Annotated in this window: 18 protein-coding genes; 2 read left to right on the top strand and 16 right to left on the bottom strand. The window is 36.7% G+C overall.

What is annotated here, in order from left to right:
* Nucleotide 1: 1 nt before the first annotated feature.
* The 15 genes from ACNQFZ_RS20930 to ACNQFZ_RS20860 form a co-directional block, all read right to left on the bottom strand.
* Nucleotides 2-1,612 carry a class I adenylate-forming enzyme family protein gene (locus tag ACNQFZ_RS20930; protein WP_458413211.1) on the bottom strand — a complete coding sequence of 537 codons (1,611 nt, stop codon included), beginning with the start codon at nucleotides 1,610-1,612 and terminating at the stop codon, nucleotides 2-4.
* A 36-nt stretch (nucleotides 1,613-1,648) separates the two neighbouring features.
* On the bottom strand, nucleotides 1,649-2,413 hold the full coding sequence (locus tag ACNQFZ_RS20925; RefSeq protein WP_458413210.1) for an SDR family NAD(P)-dependent oxidoreductase: 765 nt from the start codon (nucleotides 2,411-2,413) through the stop codon (nucleotides 1,649-1,651).
* The gene (locus tag ACNQFZ_RS20920; RefSeq protein ID WP_458413209.1) at nucleotides 2,410-3,336 is read right to left on the bottom strand and encodes a 3-hydroxyacyl-CoA dehydrogenase family protein; all 927 of its coding nucleotides are present in this window, start codon (nucleotides 3,334-3,336) and stop codon (nucleotides 2,410-2,412) included. Before ACNQFZ_RS20920 ends, ACNQFZ_RS20925 begins: the two co-directional genes overlap by 4 nt.
* Nucleotides 3,337-3,393: 57 nt before the next feature.
* Entirely contained in the window at nucleotides 3,394-4,644 is a 1,251-nt protein-coding gene (locus ACNQFZ_RS20915; protein WP_458413208.1) for an ABC transporter substrate-binding protein, read from the bottom strand.
* 37 nt (nucleotides 4,645-4,681) lie between these two features.
* Nucleotides 4,682-5,392: an ABC transporter ATP-binding protein gene (locus ACNQFZ_RS20910; protein ID WP_458413207.1), complete on the bottom strand. Its 711-nt coding sequence runs from the start codon at nucleotides 5,390-5,392 to the stop codon at nucleotides 4,682-4,684.
* Nucleotides 5,385-6,155, bottom strand: a complete 771-nt coding sequence (locus ACNQFZ_RS20905) for an ABC transporter ATP-binding protein (protein ID WP_458413206.1) — start codon at nucleotides 6,153-6,155, stop codon at nucleotides 5,385-5,387. Before ACNQFZ_RS20905 ends, ACNQFZ_RS20910 begins: the two co-directional genes overlap by 8 nt.
* 5 nt (nucleotides 6,156-6,160) lie before the next feature.
* Entirely contained in the window at nucleotides 6,161-7,168 is a 1,008-nt protein-coding gene (locus tag ACNQFZ_RS20900; RefSeq protein ID WP_458413205.1) for a branched-chain amino acid ABC transporter permease, read from the bottom strand.
* Between the two features lie 4 nt (nucleotides 7,169-7,172).
* Entirely contained in the window at nucleotides 7,173-8,045 is an 873-nt protein-coding gene (locus tag ACNQFZ_RS20895) for a branched-chain amino acid ABC transporter permease (RefSeq protein WP_458413204.1), read from the bottom strand.
* A gap of 265 nt (nucleotides 8,046-8,310) precedes the next feature.
* Nucleotides 8,311-9,708, bottom strand: coding sequence for a sigma-54 interaction domain-containing protein (locus tag ACNQFZ_RS20890; protein WP_458413203.1), 1,398 nt, complete (start codon nucleotides 9,706-9,708; stop codon nucleotides 8,311-8,313).
* Between the two features lie 156 nt (nucleotides 9,709-9,864).
* Entirely contained in the window at nucleotides 9,865-10,998 is a 1,134-nt protein-coding gene (locus tag ACNQFZ_RS20885) for an acyl-CoA dehydrogenase family protein (protein ID WP_458413202.1), read from the bottom strand.
* 80 nt (nucleotides 10,999-11,078) lie between these two features.
* The gene (locus ACNQFZ_RS20880) at nucleotides 11,079-12,131 is read right to left on the bottom strand and encodes a phosphotransferase family protein (RefSeq protein WP_458413201.1); all 1,053 of its coding nucleotides are present in this window, start codon (nucleotides 12,129-12,131) and stop codon (nucleotides 11,079-11,081) included.
* Complete coding sequence (locus ACNQFZ_RS20875) at nucleotides 12,131-13,336, bottom strand: acyl-CoA dehydrogenase family protein (RefSeq protein ID WP_458413200.1); 1,206 nt, start codon at nucleotides 13,334-13,336, stop codon at nucleotides 12,131-12,133. Before ACNQFZ_RS20875 ends, ACNQFZ_RS20880 begins: the two co-directional genes overlap by 1 nt.
* 233 nt (nucleotides 13,337-13,569) lie before the next feature.
* A complete protein-coding gene (locus ACNQFZ_RS20870; protein ID WP_458413199.1) occupies nucleotides 13,570-14,562 on the bottom strand; it encodes an MBL fold metallo-hydrolase in 993 nt (330 codons plus the stop codon).
* A gap of 135 nt (nucleotides 14,563-14,697) precedes the next feature.
* Nucleotides 14,698-15,450 (bottom strand): ABC transporter permease, encoded by a 753-nt coding sequence (locus tag ACNQFZ_RS20865; RefSeq protein WP_458413198.1) that lies wholly within the window; start codon nucleotides 15,448-15,450, stop codon nucleotides 14,698-14,700.
* Nucleotides 15,447-16,178 carry an ABC transporter ATP-binding protein gene (locus tag ACNQFZ_RS20860; RefSeq protein WP_458413197.1) on the bottom strand — a complete coding sequence of 244 codons (732 nt, stop codon included), beginning with the start codon at nucleotides 16,176-16,178 and terminating at the stop codon, nucleotides 15,447-15,449. Before ACNQFZ_RS20860 ends, ACNQFZ_RS20865 begins: the two co-directional genes overlap by 4 nt.
* Before the next feature lie 265 nt (nucleotides 16,179-16,443).
* On the opposite strand from ACNQFZ_RS20860, the gene ACNQFZ_RS20855 reads away from it, so the two are divergent.
* The gene (locus tag ACNQFZ_RS20855) at nucleotides 16,444-17,316 is read left to right on the top strand and encodes a LysR family transcriptional regulator (protein ID WP_458413196.1); all 873 of its coding nucleotides are present in this window, start codon (nucleotides 16,444-16,446) and stop codon (nucleotides 17,314-17,316) included.
* 132 nt (nucleotides 17,317-17,448) lie between these two features.
* A complete protein-coding gene (locus ACNQFZ_RS20850) occupies nucleotides 17,449-18,375 on the top strand; it encodes an AEC family transporter (protein ID WP_458413195.1) in 927 nt (308 codons plus the stop codon).
* A gap of 333 nt (nucleotides 18,376-18,708) precedes the next feature.
* On the opposite strand, the gene ACNQFZ_RS20845 is transcribed toward ACNQFZ_RS20850, so the two are convergent.
* A complete protein-coding gene (locus ACNQFZ_RS20845; RefSeq protein ID WP_458413194.1) occupies nucleotides 18,709-19,419 on the bottom strand; it encodes a hypothetical protein in 711 nt (236 codons plus the stop codon).
* Nucleotides 19,420-19,564: the final 145 nt, after the last annotated feature.

Raw genomic sequence — 19,564 nt, 5'->3', positions numbered from 1 at the left:
GTTAAACCCCCTTATTTTGTTTAACCGCTTTTTGCGACCAGGTCTTTAAGACATTTTTTAAAATTTTTCCACCTGGATTTCTCGGCAGTTCAGATACAAATTCTATGACCTTTGGAACCTTGTAATCCGCTAATTTTTGAGAGACGAACGCTTTGATTTCTTCCGCCTCTACCTCCACTCCTTCTTTTGGGACAATGACCGCTTTTACAATCTCTCCCCACATTTCGTCAGGGATTCCGACAACAGCAGCTTCTAAGACCTTCGGATGCTCATATAGAATATTCTCCACTTCAATCGAAAAAATCTTTTCTCCGCCACGATTAATCATATCTTTTTTGCGATCCATAATATAAACGAAACCGTCATCATCGATTGTGGCTAAATCTCCTGACCTCCAGTATTCACCGAAAAAAGAGTAATTATTGGCTTCATTATTTCTCCAATACCCTTTTATCACCATTGGTCCTTTAATGAGCAACTCCCCTACCTCACCAGATGAACATGGTTCATCACATTCATTTACGACCATCATTTCTGCTACGGGCACTGTTAATCCAACTGAGCTTACTTTTTCACTAGAATAGACCTGTGGCATGATGGTGGCTGGTGAATGAGTCTCTGTTGCACCATAAGCATTTTGAAGTGTTGCATTAATAAAATATTTCCGTATGATATTTATAGTTTCTGCTGACATTGGAGCTCCACCGTATGCGATACTCTTCACAAAATGATAACTATACTTTTCAAAATCTTTATGGGAGGTTAGCATTACATAGATTGTAGGTACGTTAAAGAGAAATGTTATTTCTTCCTCCGTAATTAAGCGCATATATTCTTCTGTCTTATATCTGCGCATAATAACTGATGTTCCGCCAACTTTAACAATATGAATAAGCTGACCAATAAGCCCTGTAACATGGAAGAGTGGAACGGCTATTAACGTTCTTGTATGCTGATCTGTCTTTAATATATATTCATAATTTAAACTACTATGAATGGCACCTAAATAATTTCCTATTGCCCCTTTTGGTAGACCTGTCGTACCTGATGTATACATGATGAATAATGGGTCTGTTTCGTCGACAATAACATTCGTCACTGTTGTCTTTTGCTCTAGCACTTCAAATGGTATATAGTCCCTATATTTTGAATTTCCTGAACCAATTAAGAATAAATATTGAAGATTAGTAAAAGTGTTGCCCTTTATTTCCTCTACACGGTTTACGAATTCATCATCTACAAATAATATACTAGTTTCAGATTGACTCAACATAAAAGCAAGTTCTTCAGATTTTAATCTCGTGTTTAAAGGGACAACAATCGCACCAATCCTCGCACAGGCAAACACTAATAATGCAAATTCTATTGAATTTCCAAGTAACAGTGCAATTCGGTCACCTTTTCCAACGTTATATAATTGCTGTAAATTTCCTGCAATGCTTTCAACCTTTTCGAACATTTCTTTATATGTTAAGCGAACTCCACCCATGACTAACGCTTCTTTTTCAGGAAATTTATCAACGGTTGAGCTTAATAGTTCAGTAAGATTGTTTGGACGGTTCTTATAAACTCTTAATTCTCTTCCAAAGTGGGTTTCCTTCACAATTTCCACTACCTGTTCCACCTCACATTCTGAAATTGCTTTCTACTACTTTGCTGTCCAACCCCCATCAATATTAAGAATTTGCCCTGTCACAAAAGCAGATGTATCTGAAGCTAGAAACACAACAGGACCAATTAAATCTGTAACTTCTCCCATCCTCTTAATCATCTTTGATTGAAGAATATTGCGGTGTCTTTCAGGATCTGAAAGCCATTCTTCTGTCATTGGGGTTTTAATATAAGCTGGTCCAATGGCATTTACAGTTATATTGTATTCTGCTAATTCATCGGCCCAAATTTTTGTCATCTGATTGATTCCGCCCTTACTAGCTGCATAGCAAGTCTGCATAGGCATTGCAATTGACCCTAAAATAGAAGAAACATTGATGATCTTCCCATACTTTTGTTTCATCATTTGTTTTGCAACTGTTTGGCCAACAAGAAAAACGCCTTTTAAATTAACACCAAGTACTGTATCCCAATCGCTTTCATCGATATCAATTAATTTTTTTCTTATATTCATACCTGCATTATTAATTAAAATATCAAGTGATCCATATTCATTTACAATTTGTTCAACTAGACTTTCAATTTGCACCTTTTTCGTAACATCACATTGGATATAATATGCATTGATATTTTGCTCTTTCAGCTTTTGAGCAGCTAATTCTCCTTCTTCTTTGCCACGGCTTGAAATAACTACCTTGGCACCATATAAACCTAATGCTTCCGCCATTGCATACCCAATACCTTTACTTCCTCCAGTTACAAGGGCAACTTTTCCAGTTAAATCAAATGTAGGTGCTTTCATCCTTCCCTCCCCTTTCTTTTCAAATTCTGATTTACTACAGCATTTATTTCCTTTACTTGTGAAACTGCTCTATCAACTTGTGTATATTCATAAAAACCTTTACCTGATTTTTTCCCTAGTAGTCCGGCACGGACCATTTGCTTAAGGAGGGAAGCCGGGCGATACTTCGGGTCACCTGTTTCAACAAAGATTGTATCCATCACATGAAGAAGTGTATCTAAGCCAATTAGGTCCGCTAAAGCCAAAGGACCAACAGGATGGCCACCTGCAATCATTAAGGCATCGTCAATCTCTTCTTTTTCACAAATTCCTTCTTCAAGTACAAGGATAGCCTCATTAATCATAGGTACTATAATTCTATTAAAGACAAATAATGGTGCTTCTTTTTTGACAAAAATTGCTCTTTTCCCCAATGACTCTACAAACTCTTTGGCAATCTTTTCAGTAGTCCCACTTGTATGAAAACCGCGAATAACTTCTATAAGCTGATTTTTTGGTGGTGGGTAAAAATAATGAGTTCCTATTAATCTTCCTGGATTTTTTAATACGGCTGACATTTCTGTTATATTTAGTCCAGATGTATTTGTAGCGAACACGACTTCCCCGCTACATACTTCCTCTAATTTCTTAAGAACTTCTTTTTTTATCTCCATTTTTTCCGTAACTGCTTCTATTACATATTCCGCTACGGCCAAGTCGTTATAGTCTGATGTGATGCTGATATTTTCTAAAATAGTTTTGATTTCTTCTTCAGTTTTTTTAGGTCTTGTTGAACGCTGCAAAAACATAGAAATCTTTTGTACTGCTTTTTCACAGGCAATTATGTCCTTATCAAACAGCAAAACATCATATCCATGCTCCGCACATAACTGGGCAATCCCGCTGCCCATTGTACCGGCACCTAAAACGGCTATTTTTCTCATGAAGTTCTCCCCTTTTTTGTAAGGATAAGAAAGGGAATTGAATTCCCTTTCTATTCATTATTTTCCAACCTCATAGGTTAAAATGTCGGAGTGTTTAACCATTTGCCCATCCTGGTCTTTAATCATAAAAACGGAAGTTGATCCATAGTGATTATTTGGACCATAAGTGACGTTAAAGGCCATTCCTTCATTCCATTTATCCATTGTTTCAAGTTGCTTGATAACATTTTCCCAAGTTACATCGTCTCCGGCTCTTTTAATCCCTTCAACTAATACCTCAGCCTCGGCCCAACCCCATTGTGCTGGTCCACTTGGATTTACATTCGGATAATATTTTTTAAGTGTTTCTACATAGGCTTTAACTTTTTCATCATCACTGCCAACAAGGTTTAACCAGCTTGAGCTATAAACATTTGTCCACGCATCACCAGCAAGCTTGAACATACTATTATCGGAACCCGTTACACCCGTTACGATAAACGGAACATCTACGCCTACATCATGTAACTCCTTTTTTATTGAAGCTGTTGGTTTCGTAATGGAGAAAGATAAGACTACATCTGGCTTTGCTTCCTTCATTTTTATTGCTCCGGATTTGTAATCAACATCCGTAGAATTGTACGGAATTTCCGCTACCAAATCCGCTCCTATTTTAGCTAATTCGTCTTTTGCAGCTAAATAACCACTCTTACCAAAGTCATCGTTTTGATAGAAAATTCCAACTTTTTTTGCTCCAAGGTCTTCAACGGCATATTTTGCAAAAATACGACCTTCAACCGCATAATTCGTTAATAATCCAAACATATTTGGTGTTACAGGATTAACAAATAAATCAGAACCACTTGAAACGCCAACTACGAGGACTCCTGAATCCTTAAATAACGGTAATGCAGCCTTATTACAGGATGTACAGTCGTTCCCAACAATCGCAAAAACCTTATCCTCTTGGATTAACTTTCTGGCAATAGAGACAGCTCGTGAAGGTTGATATTCTTCATCATAAGTAACAAAATCGAAAGTTCTACCGTTCACTCCGCCTTGGTCATTCACATATTTTAGGTAAGCATCGATTCCTTTTGCGATTGGACCGTACAATGCAGCTGGTCCAGATTGTGTTGCCCAGTTCCCAATCTTAATTGTGTTATCTGTTACACCTTGCGAATACTGCTTACTTGATGTTTCCCCACTTTTGTTTGCAGAATTTTGAGCCTCTGTTGAAGTTTCTTTTCCTCCTCCACCGCAGCCAGTAAGGATGGTGCCAATCATTAACAACAAACTAAATAACATTACAAAACTTTTTCTTTTCACTTTTTACTCCCCCTTATTAATATTGGATTATAGTTTACTAGGCTTTTATCCCTAAATATAACTCACTAACTTTTTCATTGTTTTTGAGTTCATTAGCTTTTCCAGATAATGCAACTTTTCCATTTTCGAGAATATAGGCGTAATCTGAGATGGAAAGGGCAAGGTTGGCATTTTGTTCAACCAATAAAATTGATGTTCCATATTTGTTTATATTTTTAATAATTTTGAATATTTCTGCTATTATTAACGGAGCTAACCCTAAAGATGGTTCGTCTAATAAAAGTAATTTAGGTTTTCCCATCAAAGATCTCCCAATCGCAAGCATTTGCTGCTCACCACCACTTAACGTTCCTCCACTTTGTGAAAGCCTTTCCTTCAACCGTGGAAACAGTTCCAATACATGCTCAAGGTCATTCTTAATTTGCCCACGGTCTTTGCGACTGTACGATCCAAGCCTTAAATTTTCTAGTACCGTTAACTGTGAAAATACTTGGCGACCCTCCGGGCAATGAATAATCTGTTTTTTAACAATTTGGTTTGGCTTTTGTTGATGGATGGCTTCATTTTCAAAAAGGACCTCACCACTTATTGGTTTTGTTAATCCCGAAATGGTTTTTAATGTCGTTGATTTACCAGCCCCATTTGAGCCAAGTAATGCAACAATAGACCCAGCGGGTACATTCAAGCTAACATCCCTTAAAGCTTCAACACTACCATAGTTTACCTTGACATTTTGAAGTTTAAGCACCCTCAACCCTCTCCCCTAAATAAGCTGCAATCACATTCGGATCTTTTTGAATCTCGCTTGGAATCCCTTCTGCGATCTTACGCCCAAATTCTAGAACAGCGATGCGATCCGAAATATCCATCACCAACGACATATCATGTTCAATCATGAGGATGGTGATTCCCCACTCATCTCGCAAACGTTGAAATACCCTTCCTAGGCGCTCCGTTTCTGTTGGATTCATTCCAGCTACCGGTTCGTCCAAAAGCAGTAATTTGGGATTTACCATTAAGGCTCGAGCGATATCAACCTGCTTTTGTAAACCATAAGACAAATTTTTTACGGTTTCATTGGCGATGTGCTCAATATTAAAGGCTTCAAGGATTTCTAAGGCCTTTTGATGCAGTTTTTTTTCTTCCTTTCTTACTTTTGGAAGTAAAAAACTACTAGAAAATACACCACTTTTTAGGTAGGTATGATAGCCGGTTTTTAAATTATCAATGACAGACATATTCGAAAACAATTCAACGTTTTGAAAACTCCTTGCAATCCCTTTCTTGATAACTTGATGTGGCTTTAATTTCAACATCTCTGTACCTTCAAAATGGATTTGTCCCGAAGAAGGCTGATAGAATCTAGAGATTATATTTAGAACTGTTGATTTTCCGGCTCCATTTGGTCCAATTAAACTAAAAATTTGATTTTGTTGGATCGACAAATCAAGATTATTGATTGCCACCAAGCCTCCAAATGTCATCGTCACATTTTTCAACTCCAAAAACATTACATTCACCTACCTTCACTTTCTGCTTTTGCAGGAACATGTAGCACTGCAGCTTCCTTTTGTTTGACCTGTTTTGCGTTTATTTGCAATAGTTTCGTTTGAATGGAAGCCAAGCCATTTGGCAAAAATAAGATAATTACCATGAGGGCTGCTCCAGTTAACACTAGCGATAGCCCAGGCACGGAGTCAGTAAACTGGGGTATCAAAGTAAGAACAATAGCACCGATAAACGGTCCAATCTTCGAAGCTAATCCGCCGACCACCACCATCGATAATACAAGAAATGATATATTTATATTAAAATCGTGAGGGCTTATAAAGCCGATAAAATGGGCGTATAAGCTGCCTGCGATTCCTGCATAGAAAGCACTGATTGTAAACATTAATGTTTTATATAAAGGAACATTAATACCGACTGATGTGGCAGCAACTTCACTTTCACGAATGGCCACAAATGCTCTACCAATTCGTCCTTCAATTAAATTATGCACAAGCCAAGTTACAATCAGCCCAATCACTAGTACTAAATAATAAATTTGTAGATCTGTTTGAAATGTGAATCCGAATATAGTAGGTCTTTCAGGAAACAAGCCGGAAAAACCCCCGGTTAAGGCATCCCATTTCAGTAAAATTTCAGGAATGGCAACACCAAATCCTAATGTAGCTACCCCTAAAAAGTGACCACTTAATTTAACAGCCGGCATCCCAACAATAAAACCGATCAATGCCGTGATAAATCCTGCCAATGGCAATGCAACTAAAAAAGGGATACTTAATTTCAATGTTAATATAGCTGAAGCATAGGCCCCAATTGCCAAGAATGAGGCATGCCCGATGGAAATCTGACCACCATAGCCGATTAGAATATTTAAGCCAATGACGATAATAATATAAATAAAGATAAGACTTCCGAGGTAAACCATCGATGATGACTGACCTGCCAGGAAAGGGTAGAGCAAACTGATGATCAAAAATAGAGACATAAGCTTATAGTTTGATAATATTCTTTTCACGTCATCACACCTTCTTTATCTGTTGTTTTGCTCCGAATAACCCTGTTGGTTTCACATAAAGAATAAGAATTATGAGTAAGAAAACAAAGGCATTTTTTAGCTCCGCCGATACATAACCGCCCATTAAATTCTCAAATAATCCGATTAGTATACCACCGATTACAGCACCCGGCAGGCTTGAGAAACCACCTAGTACAGCAGCCGCAAAGGCTTTAATGGCTACTTCCCCCATCATATTTGGATCAAGAAATGTAGTTGGTGCAATGAGAATGCCAGCAACCCCTCCCAATACCGAACTGATGGCCCAAGTGATGGCAAAAATAACACTAACATTTATCCCCATAAGCATTGACGTCTGTTTATTTAGCGAAGCTGCCCGCATGGCGAGACCAACCGTTGTGTAACGAAAAACAAAGAAAAAGATGAGCATCAATACTAGAGTTACTGCAAAAATAAAAATATCATTTGCTGTTACTAGGAAATTTCCCATCGAAATTGGTTTCCCATCAATCGCCACTGGATAATTGTAAGGATCGTATCCCCAAATCATTCCTGCGATTCCTCTTAAGAACATGTAAAGGCCAAGTGTAAGGATAATCTGGCTAATGATTGGGGCATTCTGAACCCTCCTCATGAAAACCCTTTCAACAAATACTCCAAAAAAGATGGCAAACAACAATGCAAGTAAGAATGCACTCCAATAACCCAAACCTAAACCGTTCATTACTGTGAAACTAACAAACGTTGTTACCATCGCCATTTCACCCTGAGCGAAATTAACAAGATCTGACGTCTTATAAATAAGAACTAGCCCAATAGCAGCAAGCGCGTATAAACTTCCTACTGTAAGTCCGGATAGAATTTGTTGAACTAACACATAATCACCCCTTTTAAAGTTCTCCACACTCCAAAATAAAACGCTTTCATATTTTTTATAGATGCTACTCCCTTCCCTTTGATTTTTTACTATTTATTAATGCAAGTACTGTGCCAAAGAATAGGATTACATCAAAAAAAATAATTTTCAGAGTCAAAAGGCAAAGGACCTGAAAATTATTGATTTCTATTTCTTTATTTTTTATAAATTTATTACAATTTTGAACACTATTAGAATCATGCGATGAAAATAGGAATCAAATTGCTTATATACCCAATCTTTTCATTTTTTTTACTAATGTTGATTGGCTCATACCAAGAATGTCTGCCACTTTTCTAGTTGTCCTATACTCTTCAAGGCTTTCTTTAATAATCCGTCGTTCTAGATTTTCAGTAATCTCCTTTAATGATAGCTTTTCAGGTCTTCTAGTGATACCGTTTTCAAGAACAGAAACAGGCAAATCATCAATTCTAATTTCATCATGGTCTGATGTTACTACAAGTCTTTCAATCAGATTTTCCATTTCACGGATATTACCTGGCCAATTATATTGTTCAAAAAAATGAATAACATCAGGGTGAAATCTCTTTGTAAATTGATAGCGGTTATTTGTTTTATTTAGAAAAAAGTATGCTAAAGGGGCAATATCAGCTTTGCGATTTCTTAAAGGTGGAATTTTGATTGGGACTATATTTAATCGATAATATAAATCCTCCCTGAACTTCCCATCCTTTACCATTTGCTCAAGATTCATATTTGTTGCCGATACAACACGTACATCAATTTTAATGGACTGCCTTCCACCAACCCTTGTTATCTCAAATTCTTGTAGAACCCTTAATAATTTTGCCTGTAAATCAAGCTGCATGTCTCCAATTTCGTCTAAAAAAATCGTTCCTCCATTGGCCTGTTCGAATAAACCCGGTTTGCCCCGGCTATCCGCTCCCGTAAATGCCCCTTTTTCATAACCGAACAGTTCAGATTCCAAGAGATGCTCTGGTATGGCTGCACAATTAACTTTTATCAACGGTTTATTTGCACGGTTGCTTGTATTATGTAATAACTTCACAATGACCTCTTTGCCCACGCCAGATTCACCGAGTAGCAAAACAGTTGAATCCACCTTTGCAACCTTTTGGGATAACTTTAATACTTTCATAATTTCTTTGTCATGGGCTACGATGCCATCTAAATGCATTTGAAAGATTTCTTTATTTTTGAAATCCTCAATTTCATCCAAGTACTTTTGCGTAAGCTGTCTCGACTTTTTTAATTCAAACTTTAATTGATTCAATTCCGTTATATTCCTCATATTTGTAACAACATAAAGAATTTCTCCATTCTCTTGATCAAAAACGGGGTTCCCAGTCACCAACACCTCTTTCCCATTCACGATTTGGGTGATTGTAATCGGTTTTCTTTCTTCCAAAACTTTAAATGTTACTGATTCGGAGACTAATCCTTTTTCCACAACTTCTCTCATATTTTTTCCTAAAAGATCATTTGGTGAAATTCCAGTTATTCTAGAATAGGCATGATTGACAAGGACTCCATTCCCTTCTTTATCTGCAACATAAATACCATCATAACTTGATTGAATGATTGAATAATAGGTTTCATTGGTAACCAAGTTATAAACTTCTTCAGAAATGACATTCATCATTACATCCCCCTTTAAAGAAATTTATTTGACTTAAAGCCCTCCTTTTTCAATATATTTGTATGGTTATAGCAATATCTTACAAGTTTATTAAGAATTTTTCAAATTTTCTATAAAAAATAAACCTATGATCTCAATTGATCATAGGTTGAACGGAATTTATTCAAAATATTCGAATGCAATTTTTTCTATCAATGTTTCTGAACTTACATAATTAAGCCGTAAAATCCTCAATTCCTTATACCACCGTTCCAATGGAGCATCTCCCGAAAAGCCTAAGCCTCCATGGATTTGGAAGACATTATCGATAATTTTTGAGACCACCTCCGTTGCGTGCAGTTTGGCCATTGCTATCAATGTAGACGCACTTTTATCATGGTCATCAAGCTTTTTAGCAGCATTTCTTACTAATTGCCGTGCGGCTTCAAGCTCTGTTGCTGAACGGGCAATCATGGTTCTGATTGTTGGGAAATCCGCCAACGGTTGGCCCCTTGTAATTCTCAGCTTTGCATAGTCTATCCCTAAATTTAATGCTAACTTACCAATTCCGATACATTTTGCAGCTGTTTCTAGTTGTGATTCAGTAAGCCATTGATTTATTAAAGCCTCTCCCTCACCCAATTCGCCTACTATTTGGGTATCATGTAATTTGTAAGAAGTAAAAGTTAACTGACTTACTTTTTGCACATCCATTAACTTTGTGTCTTGAACGGTAATCGATTCATCTTTTTCAATCATAAATAAAGTCGGTTTTATCTCGTTTTCAACAATACAGTGGACAAGCACCACTCCAAAATCAGCGTGATCTACATTAGCAACATAGGATTTCTCCCCATCAACGACCCAATAATCATCTTCTTTTGTTGCAGTTGTTGCTAATTGCCCAATATAATTGTTTTCCACTTCCTCCCAAAGGGCAACAAAACATCCTTTGCCAGTCTGTACCGTCGGTTTAATATATTTGTCCACTTGCTCTTCTGTACATTTTTCTAAGAAGGATGGCAAATCGATTCCAAATGCCTGGCCGGCGGGTTTGCTTATGCCATAACGATGTTGGACCGCTTCCTCCATAAGGACAGACCGATTGTAAAAAGAAAGACCAGCCCCGCCCCATTCTTTTTTAGTACCCATGAGCCATAATCCCGCTTGCTTTCCCCTTTCTTGTAATTGTTTAGTTGCTTCCTCAGAAATTGGTGCTCCATTACGGTCTATAGGATAAACATGGTCTCTCACAATTGATTTAACGGTCCTCCTTAAAGTCGATAAGTTGCTTTCAGTTACGATTCCTTCCATTTCAATTCCCCCAATCCTCAAATGAAAACCTCATTTGAATACGCTTTCAAATTTTGACAACATTTTCACGTTCCAAACAACTATTTTAGTAAACTTTTATTCTTTGCATTGAGAGCTTGACTCATCAAATTATGAATGCCAATATTAAGGTTTTTAAATCTTTCATCTTGAATTTCTCCCATTTTGTAACGGTAGTAAATTTGTTGTAGAATCACGGCAATTTTGTAAAAAGCAAAGGTCAAATAGTAGTCAATATTCGATAAATCACGATTACTTTTCTTAGCATAGAGTTCAATCAGATCCTTGCGTCTAAGAAACCCAGGCTGGTTTGTTACAGATGTTAAACCTGTTTCTGCCTCACCTTGCTCAGTCCAATAAGCTAAGGCAGAGCCCAAATCTGTTAAAGGATCACCAATGGTACATAATTCCCAATCAAAAACACCAACTACCTTACTTGGATCGTTTCGATCAAACATCATATTATTCAATTTAAAATCATTATGGACAATCGTTGCTTTAGGTGATGGTGGTATATGAGCAGTTAAATAATTCTCTATTTCCTCTGTGCCGAGAATATCATCGGTCTTTGATTGGTGGTATCTTTTAATCCAGCCATGTACTTGTCTTTCCAGATATCCTACAGGTTTTCCAATATCCATTAGATTAGCTTTTTCAATATCAATATCATGTAGTTTAACTAGGTTTTCTACCATTGCTTCAGAGATGGTTTTTCCGACTACCTCAGCTGAACCATACTCTATCGGAAGTTCTTCGTCCAACACATGGCCATCTTTTTTCTCCATGACATAGAAATGCTTATCCATAATGGAGGAGTTTTCACAATACAGATACGGCTTTGGTGCTAGAGGAAAGACAGGGTAAAGTTTAGTAAGAATTCGGTATTCTCTTTCCATATCATGTGCTTTTGGTGGAATCATCCCTAATGGCGGTCGTCTTAATACAGCCTCCCACTCACCAATTTTGATTAGATAAGTCAGATTAGAATAACCGGCAGGGAATTTCTTAACTTCGATGGGCTCATTACTTAAACCACTAATATTTACTCGTAAATATTGTGCTATAGCCTCCCAATTTAACCCGTCAATATCTGTATTATGCAGTTGTTTATTCATTAGACTGTAATCCCCCGTCCCTCTTTCAATCGTTTATTCTCTTTTAATACCTGTCTAGCTACAACCATTCTGTGCACTTCATCTGCGCCATCATAAATTCGTGCCGCCCTTGCTTCACGGTAAAAGCCTTCAAGTACTTTATTTGCTGTAAGTCCGTACATTCCATGCACTTGGATCGCGCGGTCAATTACATCATTCAACACCTTTGCTCCAAAAAACTTTATAATGGACACTTCAGATCTTGCTTCGTCTCCTTGGTCCATCTTCCATGCTGCTTGAAGTGTTAATAACCGTGCCGCCTGTATCTCAGCCTCTGAGTCAGCGATAAAATTTTGAACAACCTGCGAATCCGCAAGTGTAGTACCTCCCACCTGTCGTTCCTGTGCAAAATCTACTAATTCCTGAAGACAGCGGCGCGCCACACCAATCCATCTCATCGCATGCGTTATTCTTCCAGGACCTAGACGGAGTTGCGCTAACTTAAAGCCCTCACCACGTTTCCCAAGCATATCTTCTTCACGAACTCTACAATTTGTAAAACGAACTTCACAATGACCACCTGGATAATGGTCACCCATGACAGGCACCTCACGAACAACTTCAAATCCAGGATTGTTTGTATCCACGATAAACAAGCTTGTTCTATGATGGGGGTCATTATCAGGGTCTGTCACTACCATCGCAATCGCAAAAGCTGCACCAACAGCCCCTGTTGTATACCATTTATTTGCATTGATGACCCATTCATCTCCGACCTTCTCGGCTTTACCTTGCAGCATACGTGGATCAGACCCAGACACCTCCGGTTCCGTCATTGCAAAGCAAGAACGAACATCTCCGTTCGCTAATGGTAATAAGTATTTTTCTTTTTGTTCTGGTGTAGCTGCATGCCATAGTATTTCTCCATTTCCGGCGTCCGGTGCCATTGAGCCAAATACATATGGACCAATCGGACTTTTTGCAATCACTTCAGATAACAAACCTAATGATAAAAAGCCAACCCCCATTCCTCCCACTTCCTTCGGCAAATGCCCTGCCCATAATCCTTCCTTCTTGACAATTTCTTGCAATGGTTTTAATATTTCACTCGGTAATCCGCGATGGGGAACCATATATTTTTCATTTGGATAAACGTATTTTCCCATAATTTCCGTTGCTTTCTCTAACATTACTTTTTGTTCTTCATTTGGTCTAAAATCAAACATATCTTCAACTCCTTTTTGTTTATCGTACTCATACCAATTCAATATGCAATTTTCATGCCAAATATGAACCTAAAATAAATGCTGATAATAATTGTAATATTCTTTAAAATTATAGCCCTTTGATGAAAAAATTCATCAATGCCATACTTTTTGATGAATTTTTTATCAGATAAAGTACAAAAAAACGTTATTGTCGGTGGTATATAAATATAGACCGACATAACGTTCTCTTTTTAAATATAGTAAAAATATTTACCATCCATTTTTATTTTATTGAGTTCATTTGAATGAACCAAATATTCCAAATGTGCCAACGTTTCTGCAAATGCAAATCTATGTTGAACAGCCTCTTTTAATGGTCCAAACAATTCCTTTGAAATTTCCCAACCTGAAACACCTTGATCATTGCTTTCTTGTTTACTTTTTATAATCTCTTTTATATTGAACAACCGCTCATCATGATGATAAATCATTTCATCCACTCTCTCACCAAGGGCGGTTATGATTTGTCTGTGTCCCGGCAATGTCAATTTCGCCGGCAAATCTCTAATTTTTCGTAAAGAAGCTATGAAATCACTCAAAGGATTATTGTCTGCGAGGCCATAAAAAGAAATATTCGGTGTAATTTTTGGTAATACAAGGTCATCTGCGATAAATAAAGATTCACTTTCGCTCCATAATGTCATTAGACCTTCTGTATGACCTGGTGACCATATCGTTTTAAAACGATAATCACCTACTTGTATTTCATCACCAGCCGACAGTAGTGTAATTTCCTTTGGATGTGGCGACACAGCCTGGTACCTGCTTATATGTTCCTCTTCAACGGCCAATGCTATGTTTTCGGGCATACCATAGTTGATGAAAGACTGCTTTATACGTGCCGGAAATGTCTTATCATGCCATGTTTGGTCCAAATATTTTTTCTCTTTATCCAATAAAAATACGTTTGCACCAGTTAACTCTTGAAGCCAACCCGCGCCCCCATAATGATCAGGGTGATAATGCGTCACAATAATTTGCGATACTTCATGGTAATCGATGGTTAGATCCTTAAAAACTTGATGCCAAGCCACTTCACTTTCATAATCATGAAAACCAGTGTCCACTATACTCCAACCATTTTCACCTTTAAACAAATAAATGTTTATAGCTTTGAGTGGCACGGGTATACCTAAGGATACTTTGTATACACGGGGGTATATCTCTTCGATATTATTTTGCATGGTTTGTATTCTCCTAATGTTAATTTTCTATCAATAGTCTACATTTAATTTTAGTAAGACAAGCACACTAATGTCAATACAATTCTTAATATTATGAATTTTAAAAATGAATCATATTTGCCTAAAGGCCTGAAATTAGCGTATTTTTAATAATTGCATCCGTTTGTTAAATAGGCTTGGATAAGATAGAAAACCTAGCATAATACTTGTCACCGCAGCTGTGGTTAAAAGCAGAAATAGGATGAGCAATTGGAACTGTACCGCTTGAACAGGGTTCGCACCAGCAATTATTTGACCACTCATGATGCCTGGCAGTTGGACAAGGCCAATTGTTTTTTGACTTTCAATGGTAGGGATCATACTCGCTTTGATAGAACTTATGAGTTGTCTGTGTATTGCCTGTTTTGGTGTACCCCCGAGGGAAAGAATTAAAATTGCTTCCTCTTCATGGGATTCTATTTCTGCAATAAATCGATTGAGAAACAATAGAGATAACACCATAGAATTTCCAATCACCATTCCACTTATCGGGATAATAAATTGAGCAGTTGACGGGATAATATGTAATCCAAGCAATATTATCTGTGTTACTATCTCTATAAAAACTAATGTTACAGCCACTTTCCATGTGATTCCTTGTATAGCTTTTCCTTTCTTTCGAATATTCTGCGTTGCTGCGATAATCATTACTGCAACCATCAGAAAAATATAAATAATACTTTCCGCATCAAACACAAATTTCAGGATGTAACCGACTGCGAATAATTGAATAACGGAGCGAACTACTGCGATCGTCGTGTCCTTTTCAAGCCCCAATCGAAGGGTTTTCGAGAGAAAAAGCGGAATGAAAACAAAAATGAGTGCAATCGATAACGTTACGATACTCATACCCATTCCCCCTTCACAAATTGCTGCACCCGCTCATTTTCAGAGGAATGTAACAAATTGCTTTTTCCCATTTCAACCACTTCCCCTTCCATCATCACCCATGTATAACTACCAACATCCAACGCCTGCTGTAGGTTATGGGTAATCCATACAATCGTTGTTCCGTACTTTCTATTAATTCCAATAATAAGTTCTTCAATCTCCTTTTGTGAAATGCGGTCCAGTGCTGAGGTAATTTCGTCAAGTAATAATATTTGTGGGCGATTTACAAGTGTGCGTGCAATCGATACCTTTTGCCGTTGTCCCCCAGATAGGTCTTTAATGTTTCTATGTAAAAGCTCTCCTTCCAAGCCAACCTCTTTCAATAATTCAATGGCATTCTTTTCAGCTAATGTTTCACCTTGCAGCTCCAATGGCAATGACAAATTATGTAATACTGTACCACTAATCATGGGCGCACTTTGAAGAGCAATTCCTACTAGCCTCCGCAATTTTATTGGATCATAGCTTGTAATTAGCTTATCCTGAATATATATCTCTCCCGAACTAGGAGATGTGAGCCCATTGCACAATTTAAGCAAAGTTGACTTCCCTGCTCCTGAAGGGCCTACTAGAGTAGTAATTTCCCCTTCAAAAAAAGCACCTGAAAGGTCTTTTAATATATGTTTTTCTCCAATGGAGTAATAAACATGATTCAGCTGTATAGCTGATTTTATGCTTGATGCCATTCATAACACATCCTTTTTCTTTCAAACAGCAATTTTTTTGCATGCCATGTACTAATGTTTCGTTTCGTATTTTCACATTCCCCATTTTATCTCGATTTTGCCACGAATGTATAAAATATAGCAAACATAATGTTGTTTATGATTGTCAATTCTTTTTTCTTTTTGTAAAAACATTATTTGAATAATAAAATATTACACGAGATAATAGGTTACAATCATAAATTTTAAAGAAAAATTCAGCCTATAAAGTTTTACGGAGGAACATATGGATGAACGTGATTGGCAAATAGTAAAAGTATTATATGAAAAAAAGAACATTACGAAAACAGCACAAAGTTTATATATTTCACAACCTTCGTTAACGAAGAGAATCCAACAGATAGAAAAGGAATTCGACCAAGCTATTATTAGTAGAGGGGCCAAAGGAGTCCAATTTACACCACAAGGAGAATATTTGGCGAAATGTGCAGATGAAATGCTCGGCCGTCTTCGTCAAATTAAAGAAACCGTCCAAAACATGGATGATGAGATCACTGGGACGTTACGATTAGGAGTTTCTAATTACATTACAAGACATAAGCTGCCCGGTCTATTAAAGCTGTTTCGTGAAAAGTTCCCAAAAGTAAACTATAAAGTTACAACAGGATGGAGTCGTGAAGTTTTTGAACACGTTTATAATCGTGAAGTTCACATTGGAATTGTGAGAGGAGATTATCATTGGGGAGATTCAAAGCAGCTTCTATTTGAAGAAAACATTTGTATCACTTCAAAAGAAAAAATCGAGCTTCAGGATTTACCGTCCATGCCTAGAATTCAATTCGACACCGATCCCACATTAAAATCAATAATCGATAATTGGTGGACTGGTACATTTTCTGCACCTCCTATGATTGGGATGGAAGTTGACAAAGCCGATACATGCAAAGAAATGGTAATGAATGGTTTAGGGTATGGCATTCTGCCTAGCGTCCTTGTTGAGAAGGATTCAAGTTTGTATCATATTAATTTGCAAGATGATAAAGGGAAACCACTTGTAAGGAAAACATGGATGCTATACCATCAGGAATCTCTTGAACTAAAAGTAGTGAAAGAGTTTGTAGAAGTTGTTAAAAAATTGGATTTTAAAAATGATATTTAATCAAAGCATAGGTCATTGCCTATGCTTTTTGCTTTGTGTGTATTCATTTTTCGAATGACTCTCGATAGCTTATTTGTATTTTAATAAAGTTTCTAGGCTTTTTATAATTAAATTGCTAAGGGGGAGGATGTCATGGAGATTTTATTTCTTATTTTATTAAAAGTTATTTTTCCAGTCTTTTTACTGATCGGGGTCGGTGCATTTCTCCATCGAAAATTCACGTTTGATATGGGTACGTTGTCTAAATTAAATAATTATTTACTAATGCCGGCCGTATGTTTTGCAAATATCTATGAGAGTGAAATTGGTGGTAAACAACTCTTCTATATAATTAGCTTTCTTGCTTTACAAGCTTTATTTATGATTTGCGTAAGTGTTGGAATTTCGAAATCATTTAAATTTGAGAACGGGTTATCTGCAGCTTTTAAAAATAGTGTTGTATTAATAAACTCCGGAAACTTTGGATTACCTGTGAGTCAACTTGTTTTTCAGCACAATCCGTTAGGCTTATCTATTCAAATTATTGTCATGATTTTCCAAAACTTCCTCACGTATACTTATGGATTATTTAATTCTGTATCTATTGATAGAAATGGATTCCAAGCTATAAGGATATTCTTAAAGAATCCTGTGTTTTACGCCTTTTTGTTAGGGATTTTTCTGCAAACCACATCTATAAAAATTCCAGAATTTATTTGGGCACCAATAGAAAATACATCAAATGCCTTTTTAGCAATAGCTCTCGTTACCCTTGGAGCACAGAGTGCATTTATAAAAGTCCATAAGTTTTCCACTCCATTGGTACTAACAATTGTTTGCAGACTCCTATTGGCACCTTGTATTGCATATGTCACAATTTTACTTTTAGGTTTAGAAGGTACCATTGCTAAAGCGTTGTTTATTGCAAGTTCATTTCCTACTTCAAGGAATAGTTCCCTTTTTGCCTTGGAATACGGAAATCATCCTGAATATGCCGCACAAGCTGTTTTATTAACGACTATATGTAGCATGATTACGGTTACTACTGTTGTATACCTATCAAAAATAATAATTTTTTAGCATTCTTATAGAAAAGTACAATCATTTCAACTGGTATAAAAAAGGAACGGTCTTAATTAGAAAATCTAATAAGCCGTTCCATTTTTCTTTTTCAATCCTCAAAATAACTACTCAGAGCTTCGAACGCAATTTCGTCCATCATGTTTAGCTTGATATAAGGCCTTATCAGCGTTGGCAATTAGGCCATGGATAATCACTTAAAAAGCAGGCTTATCCATATACCAAATAGGCGTAGCAATGATTTCAACATCTTCTATAGAGCCATCTATACGAATATATTTTTCTTGTCAACAACCCATGACTAAAGTCACGGGTTGTTGACTTAACGCCATTTTACTCATTTTTTTCAATAGTTAGAAAGTTAGTTGCCGATGGAAGAAATTGAAATTTTGTTTCGTTAATTTTAGCATTTATGCCGATTTCGTTTATTTCATCTATGAGTTTGTCTAAATGTTGGTAAATTTTATTTTTAAAATCAACTAATGGATATATCAATATTAATCCACCTTTTTGTGTAATCCTTATCATTTCAATAATCGCATCTAAATGAAATTTATAATCAAATTGCTCTTGATATAAAAATAGAAAGTGATTACAGAAAACTAACGAAAACGTATCATTATCAAAAGGTAGGAACGGCAAGGTTGCAGCAATATATTTTTCTTTATTATGATCTTCATGATAACTTTCTATAAACTTATTTAAAGAATATTCTCGAATTTCATCGTGATGTTTTAGACTTTTATAATTGTTCCATATAAAAAGATTTTCATTTTGGGATAACTTTTGAGAGGCTATTTTAATTTCCTTTTTTCCAAGATCATAAATTTCTTCACTTGTAAGGGTGTATAAAGGATCAACTGCTATGGCCTCATTTCCTTTTTGATTTAATTCAGCAGTAAATGAAGAAGCCCCAGATGCAATATCAAGAATCTTCCCATTACTTAACAAGCCTTCTTTTAACATAAACATTTCTTTATACTCTTGGTAAGAGCGACATGTCATCGCGACTCCCGATTGCGCATATAACTCAGTTTTATGCATTTTCTCGTCTCTCCTTTTCTCAACTTGGCTCAACAAATCTCGGCTAACAGATTTATTATAGGTAAAATATGTAAATTATTCAAATTATTTTACTAATATTCGCCATCGTTTGTTGATTGAACCCTCTCATGGCTAAAGCCACGAG

It is taken from the genome of Schinkia acidoalkalinis (assembly GCF_054301215.1).
Note: the sequence above shows the minus strand (reverse complement) of the source record. Positions and strands in the feature narration are given on the sequence as shown.

Excerpts from the sequence above, each read along its gene's own strand:
- ACNQFZ_RS20925 (WP_458413210.1), bottom strand. The coding sequence starts at position 2,413 with ATGAAAGCACCTACATTTGATTTAACTGGAAAAGTTGCCCTTGTAACT.
- ACNQFZ_RS20920 (WP_458413209.1), bottom strand. The coding sequence starts at position 3,336 with ATGAGAAAAATAGCCGTTTTAGGTGCCGGTACAATGGGCAGCGGGATT.
- ACNQFZ_RS20905 (WP_458413206.1), bottom strand. The coding sequence starts at position 6,155 with ATGTTTTTGGAGTTGAAAAATGTGACGATGACATTTGGAGGCTTGGTG.
- ACNQFZ_RS20890 (WP_458413203.1), bottom strand. The coding sequence starts at position 9,708 with ATGATGAATGTCATTTCTGAAGAAGTTTATAACTTGGTTACCAATGAA.
- ACNQFZ_RS20885 (WP_458413202.1), bottom strand. The coding sequence starts at position 10,998 with ATGGAAGGAATCGTAACTGAAAGCAACTTATCGACTTTAAGGAGGACC.
- ACNQFZ_RS20880 (WP_458413201.1), bottom strand. The coding sequence starts at position 12,131 with ATGAATAAACAACTGCATAATACAGATATTGACGGGTTAAATTGGGAG.
- ACNQFZ_RS20875 (WP_458413200.1), bottom strand. The coding sequence starts at position 13,336 with ATGTTTGATTTTAGACCAAATGAAGAACAAAAAGTAATGTTAGAGAAA.
- ACNQFZ_RS20870 (WP_458413199.1), bottom strand. The coding sequence starts at position 14,562 with ATGCAAAATAATATCGAAGAGATATACCCCCGTGTATACAAAGTATCC.
- ACNQFZ_RS20865 (WP_458413198.1), bottom strand. The coding sequence starts at position 15,450 with ATGAGTATCGTAACGTTATCGATTGCACTCATTTTTGTTTTCATTCCG.
- ACNQFZ_RS20860 (WP_458413197.1), bottom strand. The coding sequence starts at position 16,178 with ATGGCATCAAGCATAAAATCAGCTATACAGCTGAATCATGTTTATTAC.
- ACNQFZ_RS20855 (WP_458413196.1), top strand. The coding sequence starts at position 16,444 with ATGGATGAACGTGATTGGCAAATAGTAAAAGTATTATATGAAAAAAAG.
- ACNQFZ_RS20850 (WP_458413195.1), top strand. The coding sequence starts at position 17,449 with ATGGAGATTTTATTTCTTATTTTATTAAAAGTTATTTTTCCAGTCTTT.
- ACNQFZ_RS20845 (WP_458413194.1), bottom strand. The coding sequence starts at position 19,419 with ATGCATAAAACTGAGTTATATGCGCAATCGGGAGTCGCGATGACATGT.